The following is a 14988-nucleotide window of genomic DNA, read 5'->3' on the forward strand; positions in this document are numbered from 1 at the left end:
ATTATGCCATTACTCCACTTCCGCACACCAAATAAACAGCCTCCGCAGGGTAGATTTGCTCTGCAATCCGGTTACAGGGCTCTTCACAATAATGAGTATCTCGAAAAAATTTACTTAGGTGCGCAAATTTCTGACCATCAAGGCGCTTACTTTACCTTGTTGGCCCAATCCATCGGTGGTGGGGAGCGAAGCCTTTTGCAATGTTTTGACGACAGGGATGATGAGGACGCGCTGGCCTGGTAGGACGCGTTTTTGCAGGGGTTTAAACCACTCGAGTAATCCTGAATATCGTTCAGGCCAGCTAATGCGCCCTACGCGTACTTTTCTCTGCTCTTTGTACTCCGAACATGATGAATGTCATACGCATCATTTTCGGTATACCTGATAAGTCAGCGCGACAGCCGAAAAGAAAACATAAGGGCTTAAAAGCAAAACTTCCGAATAACGAATGCCAAATATCCAGATAACAGGCCATGCCAGTGCAGCCAGCCAAATGAAGAGCGTAGAAAAGACGATAAACAGGCTGCCCTTAATGAAAGCCTCAGGATAAACTTTCCGGGCAATCATCGCTAATGGCATGCTGACCATTAAAGAGCCCACAATGGTCCCGGTAAAGCTCGTCATGGCGGTGAAGGTATAAATGAAAATCAGAGACAGCATATCCATTGTGGATGTGTTGTTCTTACTCAATGATATATAAATTAAAACCACCAATGATCCAACTATGCCGCTAAAAATTCCTGATATCACAGATTTTATAACCAAATTGTCATCGTTAGTTTTCGGCATCATTTCCTCTATGTCTGAGCGGCGATATCTCATGGGGCAAACACGCTGACGCTTTCGGCGTAAGTCTCAGCGCAAAACAGGCGTCCTACACGCTGTCCCTGCATGGTCGCGTGCGTAAAGAACATTCCAGCAAATTCAGTAACTAAATAGTATCTTTAAATCAGCCTTTTATCATGGCGTAATCGGTCTTTGATGACGAAACAGAAATTTCGCCCTCCCGCTCTCTATTCCGGGCTCGCGACCCGCGCGTCCGTTTCATGCCAAAAACGTCTGGCTTATGCCGTAAGTGCATAAACAAAGACGAATTTAAACTTTAAGAAAAATCGGAAGCAGCCTACTTTAGCCAGACAAAATAATTTCTATATACACGCATACTTTACAGGGATCTCATATGACCAAAAAACTGCTGCCCCTCGTCATCATGACGCTGCTCTCTGCCACCAGCTATGCGGCGACACCGCCCGATACGCTGGTAGTCGCGCAAGGGCTGGATGATATCGTCAGCCTGGACCCGGCAGAGGCCAATGAGCTCTCCAGCATTCAGACCGTGCCGAGCCTGTATGAGCGCCTGGTTCAGCCGGATCGTGAGAACCCTGAAAAAATTAACCCGGTGCTGGCGGATAGCTGGCAGGCCGATGCGGCGGCGAAGACCCTGACCGTCAAGCTCAAAAGCGACGCCAAATTTGCCTCTGGCAACCCGCTGCGTGCCGACGATGTGATTTTCTCATACACCCGCGCCGTCACCATGAACAAATCCCCGGCGTTTATTCTGAATGTGCTGGGCTGGCAGGCTGACAACATCGCCAGCCAGTTGAAGAAAGTGGATGACCACACGGTTCAGTTACACTGGACGGCGGATGTCAGCCCGGCGGTGGCCCTGAACATTCTCTCCACGCCCATTGCCTCGATCGTCGACGAGAAACTGGTCAGCGCCAATGTGAAAGACAATGACTTTGGCAATGCCTGGCTCAAAATGCACTCCGCTGGCAGCGGCGCCTTCAAAATGCGCGTTTATCAACCGCATCAGGCCATTGTGCTGGACGCTAACCCGACCTCACCGGGCGGCGCGCCAAAAGTCAAAAACATCATCATTAAGAACGTCCCGGACCCGGCCTCACGTCGTTTGTTGATTGAACAGGGTGATGCGGACGTGGCGCGTGACCTGGGTGCCGATCAGATAAGCGCCCTGACCGGTAAAAAAGGCATTGAAGTGCTGAGCATTCCATCAGCTGAGCAGAACTACCTGGTGTTTAACGCTGGCAACAGCGCTAACCCGCTGCTCAATAACCCGGCCTTCTGGGAAGCGTCACGCTGGCTGGTCGATTACGACGGCATCACCAAAAACTTGCTGAAAGGCCAGTATTTCGTTCATCAGAGCTTCCTGCCGGTGGGTCTGCCGGGTGCCCTGGAAGACAATCCGTTTAAATTCGACCCGGCAAAAGCCAAAGAAATCCTCGCGAAAGCCGGGATTAAAGACGCCCATTTCACGCTGGACGTGGAGAACAAACCGCCGTTCATCACCATCGCCCAGTCGATGCAGGCAAGCTTTGCGCAGGGTGGCGTCAAAGTGGATCTGTTACCGGCTGCCGGTAGCCAGGTGTATGCCCGCGTTCGTGCCAAACAGCACCAGGCGGCCATTCGTCTTTGGATCCCCGACTATTTTGATGCCCACTCCAATGCCAGCGCCTTCGCCTATAACGACGGTAAATCCAGCACCGTGGCAGGTCTTAACGGCTGGCAGATCCCGGAACTGAGCAAAGCCACACTGGCGGCAGTGGCTGAGCCGGACGCCGCGAAGCGTCTGGATCTCTACAAAAACATCCAGCAGGAATTGCAGCATAAATCACCGTACATCTTTGTCGATCAGGGCAAGACCCAGATCGTGGTGCGCGATAACGTGAAGGGCTACCAGCAGGGTCTGAATGCGGATATGGTCTGGTATGACCGCGTAACCAAATAATTTTTACTTGGCCCCTCACCCTCTACCAATGGGAGAGGACGAGGGGCACTTTCCAGACAGACGCTATCAATGAGTTATACATGCCCGCTATTTCGCCCCGTTTGACGCGCGCCTTCCAGGCCCTTCTCACTCTCGCCCTGACGCTGCTCGGCCTCTTACTGGTCACCTTTTCGCTGTCCGCTTTCTCGCCCGTTGACCGGGTGCTGCAGATCGTTGGCGATCACGCAAGTCAGTCCACCTACGACCAGGTTCGCCACCAGCTTGGGCTGGATCAGCCGCTGCCGGTGCAGTTCTGGCACTACCTGCTTAATCTCTTCCATGGCGATTTAGGCACAGCCAGTTCAACCGGGCAGCCAGTGCTACAGGATTTGCTTTCTGCCTTCCCGGCCACGCTTGAACTGGCGACCCTGGCGCTGGTTATTGGTACCGTATTCGGCGTTATCGCTGGTGTATTGTGCGCACGTTTCGCCGGTTCGCCCTGGGATCTGGCGGTGCGTACCTTTACCCTGCTCGGTAACTCGGTACCTATTTTCTGGCTGGGTCTGCTGATGCTGGCGCTGTTTTATGCCCGTCTGCAGTGGAGCGCGGGGCCCGGGCGGCTGGACGATATTTATCAGTACACGGTCACGCCGCAAACCGGCTTCGCGTTAATTGATACCTGGCTTTCCGGCGATCGTGAGGCGTTTAAAAACGCCATCAGCCACCTGATTCTGCCGGTTCTGCTGTTAGCTTATTACTCCATGGCCAGTATCACCCGCCTCACCCGCTCAGCCTGCCTGGGCGAGATGAATAAGGAGTACATCCTGCTGGCGCGCGCTAAGGGTGCCGGGGAGATGACCATCCTGCTGCGTCATGTGCTGCCCAATATTCGCGGCACATTGTTGACCGTGGTTGCGCTGGCCTACACCGGCATGCTCGAAGGCGCGGTGCTAACGGAAACCGTCTTTTCCTGGCCTGGCATTGGTCGCTACCTGACTACCGCCCTCTTCGCCGGAGACACCACCGCCATCATGGGCGGCACGCTGGTGATTGGCGTGTGCTTTGTGTTGATCAATAACCTGACCGACCTGTTGGTGCGGTTAACTGACCCGAGGGTGCACTGATGCCGACGTCTCTCTTTTTGCGCCGTCTGCGCCGCTCCCCCGCCGCCTCTCTTGGGCTGCTGATTGTGTTGCTCTTTCTGCTGCTGGCCCTTTTCGCCCCCTGGTTAGCGCCGCTCGACCCGAACTGGCAGGATGCCGCCTCGCGCCTGCAGCCACCGAATGGAGCCCACTGGCTCGGTACGGACAGCTATGGGCGTGACCTGCTCTCGCGACTGATTTACGGCACCCGCCCGGCGCTCGGTCTGGTGGCGCTGGTCACCGTGATTACGCTGCCTGCGGGCCTGCTGATCGGGATTCTATCGGGTTATTACGGTGGCTGGCTGGAACGTGTTCTGATGCGCTTTACCGACGTGGTGATGTCGATGCCGCGCCTGATTCTGGCTTTTGCCTTTGTCGCTATGCTCGGCCCAGGCCTGGTGAACGGTGCGCTGGCATTAGCGCTCACCACCTGGCCTGCTTACGCACGCCAGGCACGCAGTGAAATTCAGCGTCTGCGCCATAGTGATTATCTGGCGGCGGCAGAAATGATGGGCATACGCGGCGCTCGCCTGCTGATCGGCCACATTCTGCCGCTCTGTTTACCTTCCGCGATTGTGCGCCTGGCGCTCGACCTGGCAGGCATTATTCTCGCGGCCGCCGGGCTGGGCTTCTTAGGACTCGGCGCCCGCCCGCCGATGGCGGAATGGGGGGCGATGATTGCCGACGGTATGCAGGTCATTTTCGATCAATGGTGGATTGCCGCCGCACCCGGTGCGGTCATCCTGCTGGCAAGCCTGGCCTTTAACCTGCTGGGCGATGGCCTGCGTGACGTACTGGAGCCGCATCATGACTGAGACACGTGTTCAGGTATCAGGATTAAACATTGATTATCCGGCTGCCCGTGTAGTGAAAAATCTGAGCTTTACGCTGGGCAACGAACGCCTCGCGCTGGTCGGGGAATCGGGCTCCGGGAAATCAATGACTGCCCGCGCTCTGATGGGTCTGGTACGTCAGCCGGGAAAGGTGAGTGCTGAAGAACTCAACGTGCTGGGGCACGATCTGCGCACCCTGCAGGCCAAAGGCTGGCGAAATTTGCGCGGTAACGGCATTGCCATGGTTTTGCAGGATCCGCGCTATGCGCTCAATCCAGTTAAAACCGTCTTATCTCAGCTTGATGAGGCTCTGACCCTGCATCAACGCCTGAGCCGCAAGCAGCGGCTGGAGAAGATTCACGAGGTGCTGCGCGCAGTGGAACTCGAACCCGCGGTGCTGCAACGCTACCCCGGTCAACTCTCTGGCGGCATGGGGCAGCGCGTGATGATCGCCATCGCCCTGGTCAACGATCCCAAAGTATTGATTGCCGATGAGCCTACCTCAGCGCTCGACGCAAAACTGCGTAACCAGATTCTGGAACTGCTGGTGGCCCAGTGCGAACAGCGGCATATGGCGATGCTCCTGATAAGCCATGACCTGCCGCTGGTGGCGCAGCACTGCCACCGTGTGATGGTCATGTATCAGGGAGAGTGTGTGGACGCCATGCCCGCCCCCGCGCTGCCGGACGCGCAGCACCCTTACACGCGCACGCTGTGGACCTGCCGACCAGGCGCAGAGACCTATGGAACAATGCTGCCGACACTCGATCGCCGTCAGTCTTTTAGCGAGGTGAATGATGGCCGTCGTTGATATTCGTGGCCTGCGGGTCAGCTTCGGTGAGAAAACCGTGGTCTCAGATGCCCATTTTGCCATCGAAAAAGGCGAAACCTTTAGTCTTATCGGGGCCTCCGGCTGTGGTAAATCCACTCTGCTGAGGGTGCTGGCAGGCTTACAGCGAGAATGGCAGGGTGAGGTGTCGCTGCTGGGCAGCCCGATAAAAGCGCAAACCCGCTTTCAGGGCAGCCTGCGGCGTAACGTGCAGATGGTGTTCCAGGACCCGTATGCCTCATTGCACCCGAATCACACCTTGTATCGAACGCTTGCCGAACCGCTGAAAATTCATGGTGAGAACGCGATTGAGCAAAAGGTAAATACAGCGCTTGCGCAGGTTGGCTTACCGGCAGATGCGGCACGTCGTTTCCCGCATCAGCTTTCTGGCGGTCAGCGTCAGCGCGTGGCGATTGCCCGCGCCCTGTTACTGCACCCGCAGATTTTGCTGCTTGATGAGCCCACTTCGGCGCTGGATATGTCAGTGCAGGCGGAGATCCTTAACCTGCTTAATCGCCTGAAAGCAGAGCATGGTATGAGTTATCTGCTGGTGAGCCACGATGCCGATGTGATTGCCCATATGTCTGACCGGGCGGCCTTTATGGCTAACGGCAGAATTGAGCGCTTTTTTGACCGCGATGCACTGGTGCGCGGTGAGCACCGAATGGGATGAAAAATGCGGCATCTCTTGATGCCGCCAAATTCTCAGAAATGAAAATCTATAGCTTCGCAAGATCGCTAAACTGCCCCAGCACCTTGTCAAAAATAGCTAACCCTTTTTGTACTTCAGCGGCACTGATGGTGCATGGCGGCACCACATGGATGCGGTTTTCCACCACAAAAGGCAGCAGACCCGCATTGATCAGCGCGCTTTTGATGGCGCCCATATCGGCGGCGGCAACCGGGGTTTTGCTCTTGCGGCTGGTCACCAGCTCAAGGGCCTGGAACATGCCGCGACCGCGAACCTCACCTATCAGTGCATGTTTCCCGGCCAGTGTTTCAAGCCCTGAGCGTAAAACACCATTGCCGATGGTCGCCGCGTTTTCCACCACCTTTTCCTCTTTCATTGCGTCCAGCGTGGCAACAATCGCCGACATCGCCAGAGGATGACCAGAATAGGTCAGCCCGCCTGCAAAGAAGTGGTCGTCAAAATAGTGGGCGATTTTTTCAGAGATGATCACCCCGCCCGCCGGCACATAACCTGCGTTAACCCCTTTGGCGAAGGTAATGAGGTCCGGCACAATGCCATCCTGTTCGAAGGCGAACCAACTGCCGGTACGGCCAAAGCCCGCCATCACTTCGTCGACAATCAGCATAATGCCGAATTCGTCAGCGAGTGCGCGCACACCCTGCATATAGCCTGTCGGCGGCACCAGCACCCCTGCGGTGCCCGGCACTGACTCCAGTAAAATGGCGGCAATCGAGGTCGGGCCTTCAGATTCAATCATGCGGCGCAGATGTTGCAGCGCGCGCTGGCACTCTTCAGCTTCCGTGGTGGCATTAAATTCGCTGCGATAAAGATACGGATTGAAGAAATGCACATGCCCACGGGCATATTCATTCGGCACACGACGCCAGTCGCCGGTTGCGACAATGGCGCTGCCGGTATTGCCGTGATAAGAACGATAGGCCGAGAAAATCTTGTCACGACCGGTGTACATGCGCGCCATACGCATGGCGTTTTCATTGGCATCAGCGCCTGCGTTAGTAAAGAACACCTTACTGAACCCCTCCGGGGCCAGGTCAACGATACGCTTTGCCGCTTCACCACGCGCCAGATTTGCCGTGGCCGGAGCAATGGTGGTTAAGGCTTCCAGTTGCGCCTTCATCGCGGCCAGTACGCGCGGGTGCTGATAGCCGATATTGACATTAACCAACTGGCTGCTGAAATCCAGGTACGTGTTGCCGTCGTAATCCCAAAGCTCGCACCCTTTCGCACCGGCAATCACCATAGGATTTAGGTTGCCCTGCATTGACCACGAATGAAAAACATAGGAACGGTCCAGCTGACGTACATCATCATTGGTTATCGCCATCTCGCTCTGAAGTGCCAGTTTCATCTCCTGCTCCTCTCTTACCGTTGTTGTTGTCATCATCATGCGGTGGGGCCTTTGTGATGAGGTAGAGCCAGTCTGATTCGCGGCGTGTGACACGGGTGTCACACCCTGGTCGATTAACTGGCTCTGTGTCGGGCGCGCGCGCGTTTTTATAGTGAGAGCGAAACCCGCACAGGAGCATGAAATGACGAATGTAAACAAAGTGGTCTTTATTACCGGCGCAACCTCCGGGTTCGGCGAAGCCGCCGCCCATGTTTTTGCTGACGCAGGCTGGTCTTTGGTGCTGAGCGGGCGTCGTCTGGCGCGCCTGGAAGCGTTAAAAGATGCTCTGCAAGGACGCGTGCCCGTTCATATCATCGAACTGGATGTGCGCGATAACGCCAGCGTAAAGCAGGCCGTTGCCGACCTTCCCGCTGAATTTGCCGATATCACCACGCTGATTAACAATGCCGGGTTAGCGCTGGCGCCGCAGCCTGCGCAAAAAGTCGAGCTGGAAGACTGGCAGACGATGATCGACACCAACGTCACCGGGCTTGTCAACGTGACCCACGCGCTGCTGCCGACGCTGATAAAACACGGTGCCGGGGCCAGTATTATTAACATCGGCTCGATTGCCGGGCAGTGGCCCTATCCAGGCAGCCACGTTTATGGCGCGACCAAGGCCTTTGTGAAGCAGTTCAGCTACAACCTGCGTTGCGATTTATTGGGCACCGGCGTACGCGTGACGGACCTGGCGCCAGGCATTGCCGAGACAGAATTTACGCTGGTGCGGACCAAAGGCGACCAGGCAGCATCAGATAACTTGTACCGTGGCACCACGCCACTGAGCGCGCTGGATATCGCCGGGCAGATGTTCTACATCGCCACCCTGCCGGATCATATGAACATTAACCGTGTGGAAGTGATGCCGGTACGCCAGGCCTGGCAGCCGTTTGCGATTGACAGGGATTGAGGGTTTCCCCTCACCCTGTCCTTCTCCCCAAAGGGGCGAGGGCCATGCCTTTCTCCCTCTCCCTTTTCAGGGAGAGGGCCGGGGTGAGGGGGAAAATGCAGCTCCGATGGTCGTTCCGTTCACCTTATGTTCCTTGCTTTTCTATCGCTCCAGAACCCGTGAACGTGCCAGGGCGGTTCACCGCCACCGCCCTGGCGACCCGGGCTCCCGGCCAGGAAAATCGCCGCTGGCGCGGTCCACTCAGCGTATTCCTTCAGGCTTATCGGGGACGGGCGAAGGTAACGTCCATGTAAAGTCGCCCTCGCCGCGCATCCCTGCGCGTCGCCCCGGCCCTGCGGATACGCTTCGTCGATTTTCAGCCGGACAAGGGTATCGCTGTTATATATTCATCACCATGAAACACCTTTTTGGCTGCAAAAAGCAGTGTCTGAACTTGCAGAAAAGGCCGGGGTGAGGGTATCAACGACTCGACTGCAAAAACTTTCTTACCCTGTCTGAATCAGGCTGAGTGAAGAATTTCTCCGGCGGCGCTTTCTCAATCAACAATCCCTTCTCTAAAAACACCACTTCATCGGAGACCTGACGGGCAAAGTCCATCTCGTGGGTCACCACCACCATTGTATAACCCTCCGCAGCAAGGTTTTTCATCACGCCGAGCACTTCGCTGACCAGTTCCGGATCCAGCGCCGAAGTCGGTTCATCAAACAAAATAACCTCTGGTGACATCGCCAGCGAGCGGGCAATAGCGACACGCTGCTTTTGACCACCTGAAAGGGTAATCGGGTAGACATCCGTTTTATGGCTCATGCCGACCTTTTCCAGTTGCACACGGGCAATGTCATCCGCAGCATCGCGCTTCATTCCTTTCACTTGTACCAGCGCTTCGCTCACGTTTTGCAGCACGGTCAAATGCGGCCAAAGATTAAAGCTCTGAAAAACCATACCGACACGTTCGCGCACTTTAGAGAGATCTTTGTGCGACATGGCTCTACCGGTGCTGGCGTCCACGCCAATACGTTGCCCACTAATGTGCACCTCGCCGCGGTCCGGTTGTTCCAGCCAGTTCATACAACGCAGGAGCGTCGATTTCCCCGAGCCGGATGAGCCCAGAATGCTGACGACGGTGCCCTTTTCTACCGTCAGGTTGATGTCACGCAACACTTCGATATTATCAAACTGCTTGGACAGGTTTTTAATGCTCACCGCACTGGGTTCAGGCATGGGTCATTCCTCGTTTCGCGCCATAGTGGCTCAGACGTTTAATCATGAGTTCAAGCAAAATGCTGATGCCCCAGTACAACGCAATCGCGACAATAAAGGCGTTGAAGGGAATAAAATAAGTGGACTGCACACCGTTGGCTGCAGCGGTGATCTCCTGAACGGTAATAATGCACAGGAAAGCCGTGTCTTTCAGGCAGATAATAAGCTGGTTGCCCAAAAGCGGCAGCGCGGAGGAAAAAATATTGGGCAATACGATACGTTTAAATATTTTATAGCGCGGGAAACCTTGCGACACGGCCGCTTCTATATAACCGGCAGAAAAGAGCCGACGTTGGCTGCGTAATATTTCAAAGAAGTAAGCACCGTGATAAATAATCAGCGCCAACAGCCCGGCAGTCCAGGCTTCCATACTGATCCCAACCTCAGGTAATCCGTAATAAAGTAAATAGGCGAGGATCAAAAAAGGTACCGCGCGCATCAGACTTACAAACCCAATAATCATTCTGTCCACCAGGCGCTGTTGGTACTCCATGACGTAGCACAGAAAAATACCGATCGCTAACCCGACAACAGCGGCGATAATAAAGAGTTCAAGCGTTGCCAGCAGGCCGTTAAAAAAGCTTTCACGCGCTGCCCAGATAATGCCCCATTGATTCATAAATCCTCCTGCATTTACCGCGCCAGGCGCTTCGCTTTGCGTTCCGCCATGCTCTGCAATTTCAGCAGCAGACCGATAATAACGACGTACAACAACCCAGCCGCCAGAATGGGCGACAGCGGCTCATAGGTAACAGACGAGATACGATTGGTCACGCGGGTCAAATCCACCACGCCGATCACCGCAATTGCCGGGCTTCCTTTGATGAGAAAAGACATTTCATTGACCAACGCAGGCAGGCTCTCTATCCACATCTGCGGCAGCATGATGCAACGAAAATAGGTCCAGCGCCGCATGCCAACGGACTCCGCGGCCTCACGCTGTTCACGTGGAAAGTTACGAAAGGCATTGCGCCATATTTCGGCGTTGAAGGCCGACGTGTTTAACGTCAGCGCCACTATCGCCGCCAGCGTCTTATCCATATTGATGCCCAGCGTCGGCAGAGACAGAAAGAGGAAAAGCACCAGCGTGACCAGCGGTGTGGCACGCGCCAGGCTGATATAAACCACCAGAATCTGATCGACAACGGGGATTTTCATCATGCGGATGAATGCGATCACCAGCCCTATTACCACCCCGAACGCGATCGCCACGCCCGAGATCCAGAGGGTCGTCCATGCGCCTTCAATCAGCAACTGCCAGGCCATTGCATCCATAACCCCTCCTTTTTACAGGCGGCGGTTGCCCGCCGCATTAATCTTAGAATCCAGCTAACTTATGGAACTGATCGGCAGAGGTGATAGGCTCTTTCGGCATATCGTAAGTTTCACCGAACCATTTTTTCTGCAGTTCAGCCAGCTTGCCGGTTTCGGTCATGTGGTTCATAAATTTGGTCATGTAGGCCAGCAACTCCGGGGAGTTTTTCGGGATAGGCCATGCCATATAGCCGGGGCCGGAAACCGCCAGGCCTTTGGCGAAGACTTTCGGTTTCGCTTTCACCAGGTCGTTCACCGAGATGACCACGTTGATCACATAATCCACGCGTTTGTTGGCAAGATCCGCATAGGCTTCCGGGTAGGAAGGGTATTCAACGACCGGACCCAATTTACCGCCGGTTTTTTCCAGCATGGCTTTCAGTTCCGGCAGCCGCGCCAGCAATGCGCTTCCCGCCTGGACGCCCACTTTTTTGCCGCTGAGATCGGCAATGGTATTTAAGGTTTTATCGTCTGCACGCTTAACGAAATAATGCTGAGCGGACGCCCAGGGTGGCGTGAAATTAAAAACGTTGAGGCGCTCGTCGGTAATAACGGCTCCGGTTAAGGCCATGTCATATTGCCCGGTGGAGACGGAAGCCAGCAGCCCAGTCCAGGGTAAAATACTTTGCGTAACGTTAAATTTCGCATATTTGCGAAATTCATCGAGCATGTCCTTGTTAAACCCGTCGGCCTGTCCGTTGGTCATAAAGTTAAACGGGGCATAATCATCTTCCGTGGCTACTTTCATCGTGCCGGACTTTTCGATTTCGGGTAAATCCGCTGCGACTGCGTGTAAAGAAAAAGCCAAAGAGAACATGGCTGCAAGACAATATTTGCCGAATACTTTTTTCATTTCTCTACCCTTCATTCAATAGGCGAAACAGGTTCATTCCCGCCGTGCTGGAATCGTTGCAATAAATATGCCGAATGAGTTTCTCGTCCGGGGCGGTGACTGCGTTTTTACAATAGGGAGCCTTTTTGCATTCTGAATAGAGCCAGCTTTGCGCAATTTATGTGTCAGATGAAGAAGAGCTGGTATGGAATTTGCTGAATATCCCTCATGTAAAAATCGCTGGGGGGAGCACCATGATTCGTCACCTGATGCATATCAATTTCGACGGCCAACGTGGGTTACAGGAGCAGGTCCGTGAATCGCTGATTAACGCCATTCTGAGCGGCATTTTCCCCGCAGAAACGCCACTGCCCTCCTGCCGACAGTTGGCCGGGCAACTTAACGTGTCGCGCAACACCACTGCGCTGGTTTTCGAAAGCCTGGTCAACGAAGGCTATCTGGTGAGTCGGCCGCGCAGTGGCTATTACCTGCACCCGGATTACTACGGGGCGGGGCAAAACGTCTCTCAAAGTGCACCTGAATGCGAAAGCGGCGCACCACTTTGGGGCAAACGCCTGCACATCACCCCCAGTCAGCAGGAGTCTATTCTGAAACCCGCCGGCTGGATGAATTATCGCTACCCCTTTATCTACGGTCAGCCCGATACCCAACAATTTCCGCTGGCCACCTGGCGTGCCGCAGCGAACTGGCTGCACGGTGGCGTGCGTGACCCCGCGTGGGTGGTGGATCATGTGGATCAGGATGTGCCGATGCTGATTGAACAGATCCGCACGCGCGTTCTGCCCAAACGGGGAATTTTCGCTGCGTCTGACGAAATCCTGATAACCCTGGGTTCACAAAACGCGCTCTACTTACTGACACGTCTGCTGATGTCGCGGCAGACTCGCGTGGCGGTGGAGAACCCAGGTTTTCGCGAGGCGATTAACACCTTTCTGCTGAGCGAACCGCAGATTGTGCCTCACCCTGTGGATGAAGAAGGGATCGTGCTCGGCGAGAGCCCTTGTGATTATTATTACGTCACACCAGGTCACCAGGTCCCCACCGGCGTCACCATGAGCAAAGCGCGACGCATGCAACTGCTGGATTATGTGGCGCGTCACGATGCGGTGATCATCGAAGACGATTACGATTCGGAGAGCAACTTTACGCAAAATCCCCTCCCCGCCCTCAAAGCCAGCGATCGCAGCGGACGCGTGATTTATGTCAGCAGTTTGTCGAAAGCGTTATCGCCCGGCCTGCGGCTGGGGTACATGGTCGCCGCACCGGAAATCATTGACGAAGCCCGTGCCCTGCGCCGCCTGGTCTATCGCCATCCGCCCACCAACATTCAGTACCAGATGGCCCATTTTCTGGCGCAGGGCCATTATGAAACCCATCTGCGCCGCTATCATGATGACTCTGCGCGGCGCTGGGACAGACTCCATGATGCGCTGCGTACGTTTTTGCCGGAGTGCCAAACCGTTGGCGGCAGTGAGCACGCCAATGCGTTCTGGCTCAGTACGCCTGCGCACATCAGCACCCAACAACTCACCTGGCGAGCGGCCCATGCCGGCGTGTTGATTGAACCCGGTGCGCGACATTTTCTTGACGGCGCTCCGCCGGATAATTTCTTCCGCATGGGTTTTCATGCCATCAACCCGGATGCCATTATGCCGGGCGTGGAAGTGCTGCGCGGCCAGTTGCAGCAGCTCGCCTGATGCCCAGGCAACTTGAAGTATGACGGGTATATACCCTAAATAATTCGAGTTGCATGAAGGCGGCAACGCAGCAAATCCCCAGGAGCTTACGCTGGTAAGTGACTGGGGTGAGCGAGGAGAGCCAACGCCCAGGCAACTTGAAGTATGACGGGTATACTTATCTGAACCTCACATGGAAAGGATAAGAGAGTATGCCATTACCCGATTTTCACGTATCTGACCCCTTTACCCTGGGCGTTGAGCTTGAGCTGCAGGTCGTAAACCCGCCGGGCTACGATCTTAGCCAGGACTCATCACGCTTGATTGATGCCGTAAAGAGCCAGGTTAAGGCGGGTGAAGTCAAACATGACATCACCGAGAGCATGCTGGAAATTGCCACCGGCGTATGCAAAGACATCAATCAGGTCGCCAACCAGTTTTCGGCCATGCAGCAGATCATTTTGCAGGCGGCGAGCGAACATCATGTGCAGATTTGCGGCGGCGGCACCCACCCGTTTCAGAAGTGGCAGCGTCAGGAGATCAGCAAAGACGAACGTTATTCCCGCACGCTGGAGATGTTCGGCTACCTGATGCAGCAGGCAACCGTCTTTGGTCAGCACGTGCATGTGGGCTGCCCTAACGGCGATGATGCTATCTATTTGCTACACGGCCTGTCACGTTTTGTGCCGCACTTTATTGCCCTCGGCGCGGCATCGCCCTATATGCAGCGCACCGACACCCGCTTTGCATCGTCGCGGCTGAATATTTTCTCCTCCTTCCCGGACAACGGCCCGATGCCCTGGGTCAGCAACTGGCAGGAATTTGAAGGACTGTTTCGTCGTCTGAGCTACACCAGCATGATTGAGAGCATCAAGGATTTGCACTGGGATATTCGCCCCAGCCCCCGCTTTGGCACCGTAGAGGTGCGGGTGATGGATACGCCGTTGACGCTCTCTCACGCCATTAATATGACCGGGTTTATTCAGGCTATTGCCCACTGGTTACTGGCAGAACGCCCTTTCAAACATCAGGAGCGCGATTACCTGTTGTATAAATTTAACCGTTTCCAGGCCTGTCGCTTCGGGCTGGATGGTCTCATTACCGACGTCCATACCGGCGAACAACGCCGGATTGCCGATGACATTGAACGCATGCTGGAAAAAGTGGCTCCGTGGGCAGATAAACTGAACGCTGGCAGCGCGATTACCGAACTGGGTTATTTTGTAAAACGCGGGAAAAGTGAAGCGCAGTTGATGCGGGACTTTGTCGCCGACGGGGGTTCGCTGATTGGCCTGGTGCAGAAGCATACGGAAATCTGGGCCGCGAGCTAAGCTGTGGCAGGGA

General features: G+C 55.1%; 14 protein-coding genes. 8 read left to right on the forward strand and 6 right to left on the reverse strand.

Annotated elements, in window-relative coordinates; genetic code table 11:
- Window positions 1-366: 366 nt before the first annotated feature.
- Complete coding sequence (locus tag ACUY4Q_RS17380; RefSeq protein WP_458043957.1) at window positions 367-792, reverse strand: hypothetical protein; 426 nt, start codon at window positions 790-792, stop codon at window positions 367-369.
- A gap of 388 nt (window positions 793-1180) precedes the next feature.
- Here ACUY4Q_RS17380 and ACUY4Q_RS17385 point away from each other — a divergent pair, with 388 nt between their 5' ends.
- The 5 genes from ACUY4Q_RS17385 to ACUY4Q_RS17405 all read left to right on the forward strand — a co-directional run bounded on the left by ACUY4Q_RS17385 (window position 1181) and on the right by ACUY4Q_RS17405 (window position 6205).
- The gene (locus ACUY4Q_RS17385) at window positions 1181-2749 is read left to right on the forward strand and encodes an ABC transporter substrate-binding protein (RefSeq protein WP_458043958.1); all 1569 of its coding nucleotides are present in this window, start codon (window positions 1181-1183) and stop codon (window positions 2747-2749) included.
- A gap of 80 nt (window positions 2750-2829) precedes the next feature.
- On the forward strand, window positions 2830-3852 hold the full coding sequence (locus tag ACUY4Q_RS17390) for an ABC transporter permease (RefSeq protein WP_458043959.1): 1023 nt from the start codon (window positions 2830-2832) through the stop codon (window positions 3850-3852).
- On the forward strand, window positions 3852-4685 hold the full coding sequence (locus ACUY4Q_RS17395; RefSeq protein WP_458043960.1) for an ABC transporter permease: 834 nt from the start codon (window positions 3852-3854) through the stop codon (window positions 4683-4685). Before ACUY4Q_RS17390 ends, ACUY4Q_RS17395 begins: the two co-directional genes overlap by 1 nt.
- On the forward strand, window positions 4678-5514 hold the full coding sequence (locus tag ACUY4Q_RS17400; RefSeq protein ID WP_458043961.1) for an ABC transporter ATP-binding protein: 837 nt from the start codon (window positions 4678-4680) through the stop codon (window positions 5512-5514). The genes ACUY4Q_RS17395 and ACUY4Q_RS17400 overlap by 8 nt, the downstream gene beginning before the upstream one ends.
- Window positions 5501-6205: an ABC transporter ATP-binding protein gene (locus tag ACUY4Q_RS17405; RefSeq protein WP_458047377.1), complete on the forward strand. Its 705-nt coding sequence runs from the start codon at window positions 5501-5503 to the stop codon at window positions 6203-6205. Before ACUY4Q_RS17400 ends, ACUY4Q_RS17405 begins: the two co-directional genes overlap by 14 nt.
- A 46-nt stretch (window positions 6206-6251) precedes the next feature.
- On the opposite strand, the gene ACUY4Q_RS17410 is transcribed toward ACUY4Q_RS17405, so the two are convergent.
- Window positions 6252-7592: an aspartate aminotransferase family protein gene (locus ACUY4Q_RS17410; RefSeq protein ID WP_458043962.1), complete on the reverse strand. Its 1341-nt coding sequence runs from the start codon at window positions 7590-7592 to the stop codon at window positions 6252-6254.
- 181 nt (window positions 7593-7773) lie between these two features.
- On the opposite strand from ACUY4Q_RS17410, the gene ACUY4Q_RS17415 reads away from it, so the two are divergent.
- A complete protein-coding gene (locus tag ACUY4Q_RS17415; protein WP_458043963.1) occupies window positions 7774-8541 on the forward strand; it encodes an SDR family NAD(P)-dependent oxidoreductase in 768 nt (255 codons plus the stop codon).
- A 459-nt stretch (window positions 8542-9000) separates the two neighbouring features.
- On the opposite strand, the gene ACUY4Q_RS17420 is transcribed toward ACUY4Q_RS17415, so the two are convergent.
- The 4 genes from ACUY4Q_RS17420 to ACUY4Q_RS17435 are packed head-to-tail and all read right to left on the reverse strand — an operon-like array spanning window position 9001 to window position 11968.
- Window positions 9001-9762 (reverse strand): amino acid ABC transporter ATP-binding protein, encoded by a 762-nt coding sequence (locus tag ACUY4Q_RS17420; RefSeq protein ID WP_458043964.1) that lies wholly within the window; start codon window positions 9760-9762, stop codon window positions 9001-9003.
- Window positions 9755-10420 carry an amino acid ABC transporter permease gene (locus ACUY4Q_RS17425; RefSeq protein WP_458043965.1) on the reverse strand — a complete coding sequence of 222 codons (666 nt, stop codon included), beginning with the start codon at window positions 10418-10420 and terminating at the stop codon, window positions 9755-9757. The genes ACUY4Q_RS17420 and ACUY4Q_RS17425 overlap by 8 nt, the downstream gene beginning before the upstream one ends.
- A gap of 14 nt (window positions 10421-10434) precedes the next feature.
- Entirely contained in the window at window positions 10435-11076 is a 642-nt protein-coding gene (locus ACUY4Q_RS17430; protein ID WP_458043966.1) for an amino acid ABC transporter permease, read from the reverse strand.
- A gap of 43 nt (window positions 11077-11119) precedes the next feature.
- Window positions 11120-11968, reverse strand: coding sequence for a transporter substrate-binding domain-containing protein (locus tag ACUY4Q_RS17435; protein WP_458043967.1), 849 nt, complete (start codon window positions 11966-11968; stop codon window positions 11120-11122).
- A 233-nt stretch (window positions 11969-12201) separates the two neighbouring features.
- Here ACUY4Q_RS17435 and pdxR point away from each other — a divergent pair, with 233 nt between their 5' ends.
- Window positions 12202-13665, forward strand: coding sequence for a MocR-like pyridoxine biosynthesis transcription factor PdxR (pdxR, locus tag ACUY4Q_RS17440; protein WP_458043968.1), 1464 nt, complete (start codon window positions 12202-12204; stop codon window positions 13663-13665).
- Between the two features lie 191 nt (window positions 13666-13856).
- The gene (locus ACUY4Q_RS17445) at window positions 13857-14975 is read left to right on the forward strand and encodes a YbdK family carboxylate-amine ligase (protein WP_458043969.1); all 1119 of its coding nucleotides are present in this window, start codon (window positions 13857-13859) and stop codon (window positions 14973-14975) included.
- Window positions 14976-14988: the final 13 nt, after the last annotated feature.

The organism is Phytobacter cepae, from assembly GCF_054165735.1.

What these genes read in the sequence shown, in the direction of transcription:
- ACUY4Q_RS17415 (WP_458043963.1), top strand. Translation starts at nt 7,774, where the DNA reads ATGACGAATGTAAACAAAGTGGTCTTTATTACCGGCGCAACCTCCGGG.
- ACUY4Q_RS17390 (WP_458043959.1), top strand. Translation starts at nt 2,830, where the DNA reads ATGCCCGCTATTTCGCCCCGTTTGACGCGCGCCTTCCAGGCCCTTCTC.
- pdxR (WP_458043968.1), top strand. Translation starts at nt 12,202, where the DNA reads ATGATTCGTCACCTGATGCATATCAATTTCGACGGCCAACGTGGGTTA.
- ACUY4Q_RS17425 (WP_458043965.1), bottom strand. Translation starts at nt 10,420, where the DNA reads ATGAATCAATGGGGCATTATCTGGGCAGCGCGTGAAAGCTTTTTTAAC.
- ACUY4Q_RS17420 (WP_458043964.1), bottom strand. Translation starts at nt 9,762, where the DNA reads ATGCCTGAACCCAGTGCGGTGAGCATTAAAAACCTGTCCAAGCAGTTT.
- ACUY4Q_RS17410 (WP_458043962.1), bottom strand. Translation starts at nt 7,592, where the DNA reads ATGAAACTGGCACTTCAGAGCGAGATGGCGATAACCAATGATGATGTA.
- ACUY4Q_RS17405 (WP_458047377.1), top strand. Translation starts at nt 5,501, where the DNA reads ATGGCCGTCGTTGATATTCGTGGCCTGCGGGTCAGCTTCGGTGAGAAA.
- ACUY4Q_RS17400 (WP_458043961.1), top strand. Translation starts at nt 4,678, where the DNA reads ATGACTGAGACACGTGTTCAGGTATCAGGATTAAACATTGATTATCCG.
- ACUY4Q_RS17435 (WP_458043967.1), bottom strand. Translation starts at nt 11,968, where the DNA reads ATGAAAAAAGTATTCGGCAAATATTGTCTTGCAGCCATGTTCTCTTTG.
- ACUY4Q_RS17430 (WP_458043966.1), bottom strand. Translation starts at nt 11,076, where the DNA reads ATGGATGCAATGGCCTGGCAGTTGCTGATTGAAGGCGCATGGACGACC.
- ACUY4Q_RS17385 (WP_458043958.1), top strand. Translation starts at nt 1,181, where the DNA reads ATGACCAAAAAACTGCTGCCCCTCGTCATCATGACGCTGCTCTCTGCC.
- ACUY4Q_RS17395 (WP_458043960.1), top strand. Translation starts at nt 3,852, where the DNA reads ATGCCGACGTCTCTCTTTTTGCGCCGTCTGCGCCGCTCCCCCGCCGCC.
- ACUY4Q_RS17380 (WP_458043957.1), bottom strand. Translation starts at nt 792, where the DNA reads ATGATGCCGAAAACTAACGATGACAATTTGGTTATAAAATCTGTGATA.
- ACUY4Q_RS17445 (WP_458043969.1), top strand. Translation starts at nt 13,857, where the DNA reads ATGCCATTACCCGATTTTCACGTATCTGACCCCTTTACCCTGGGCGTT.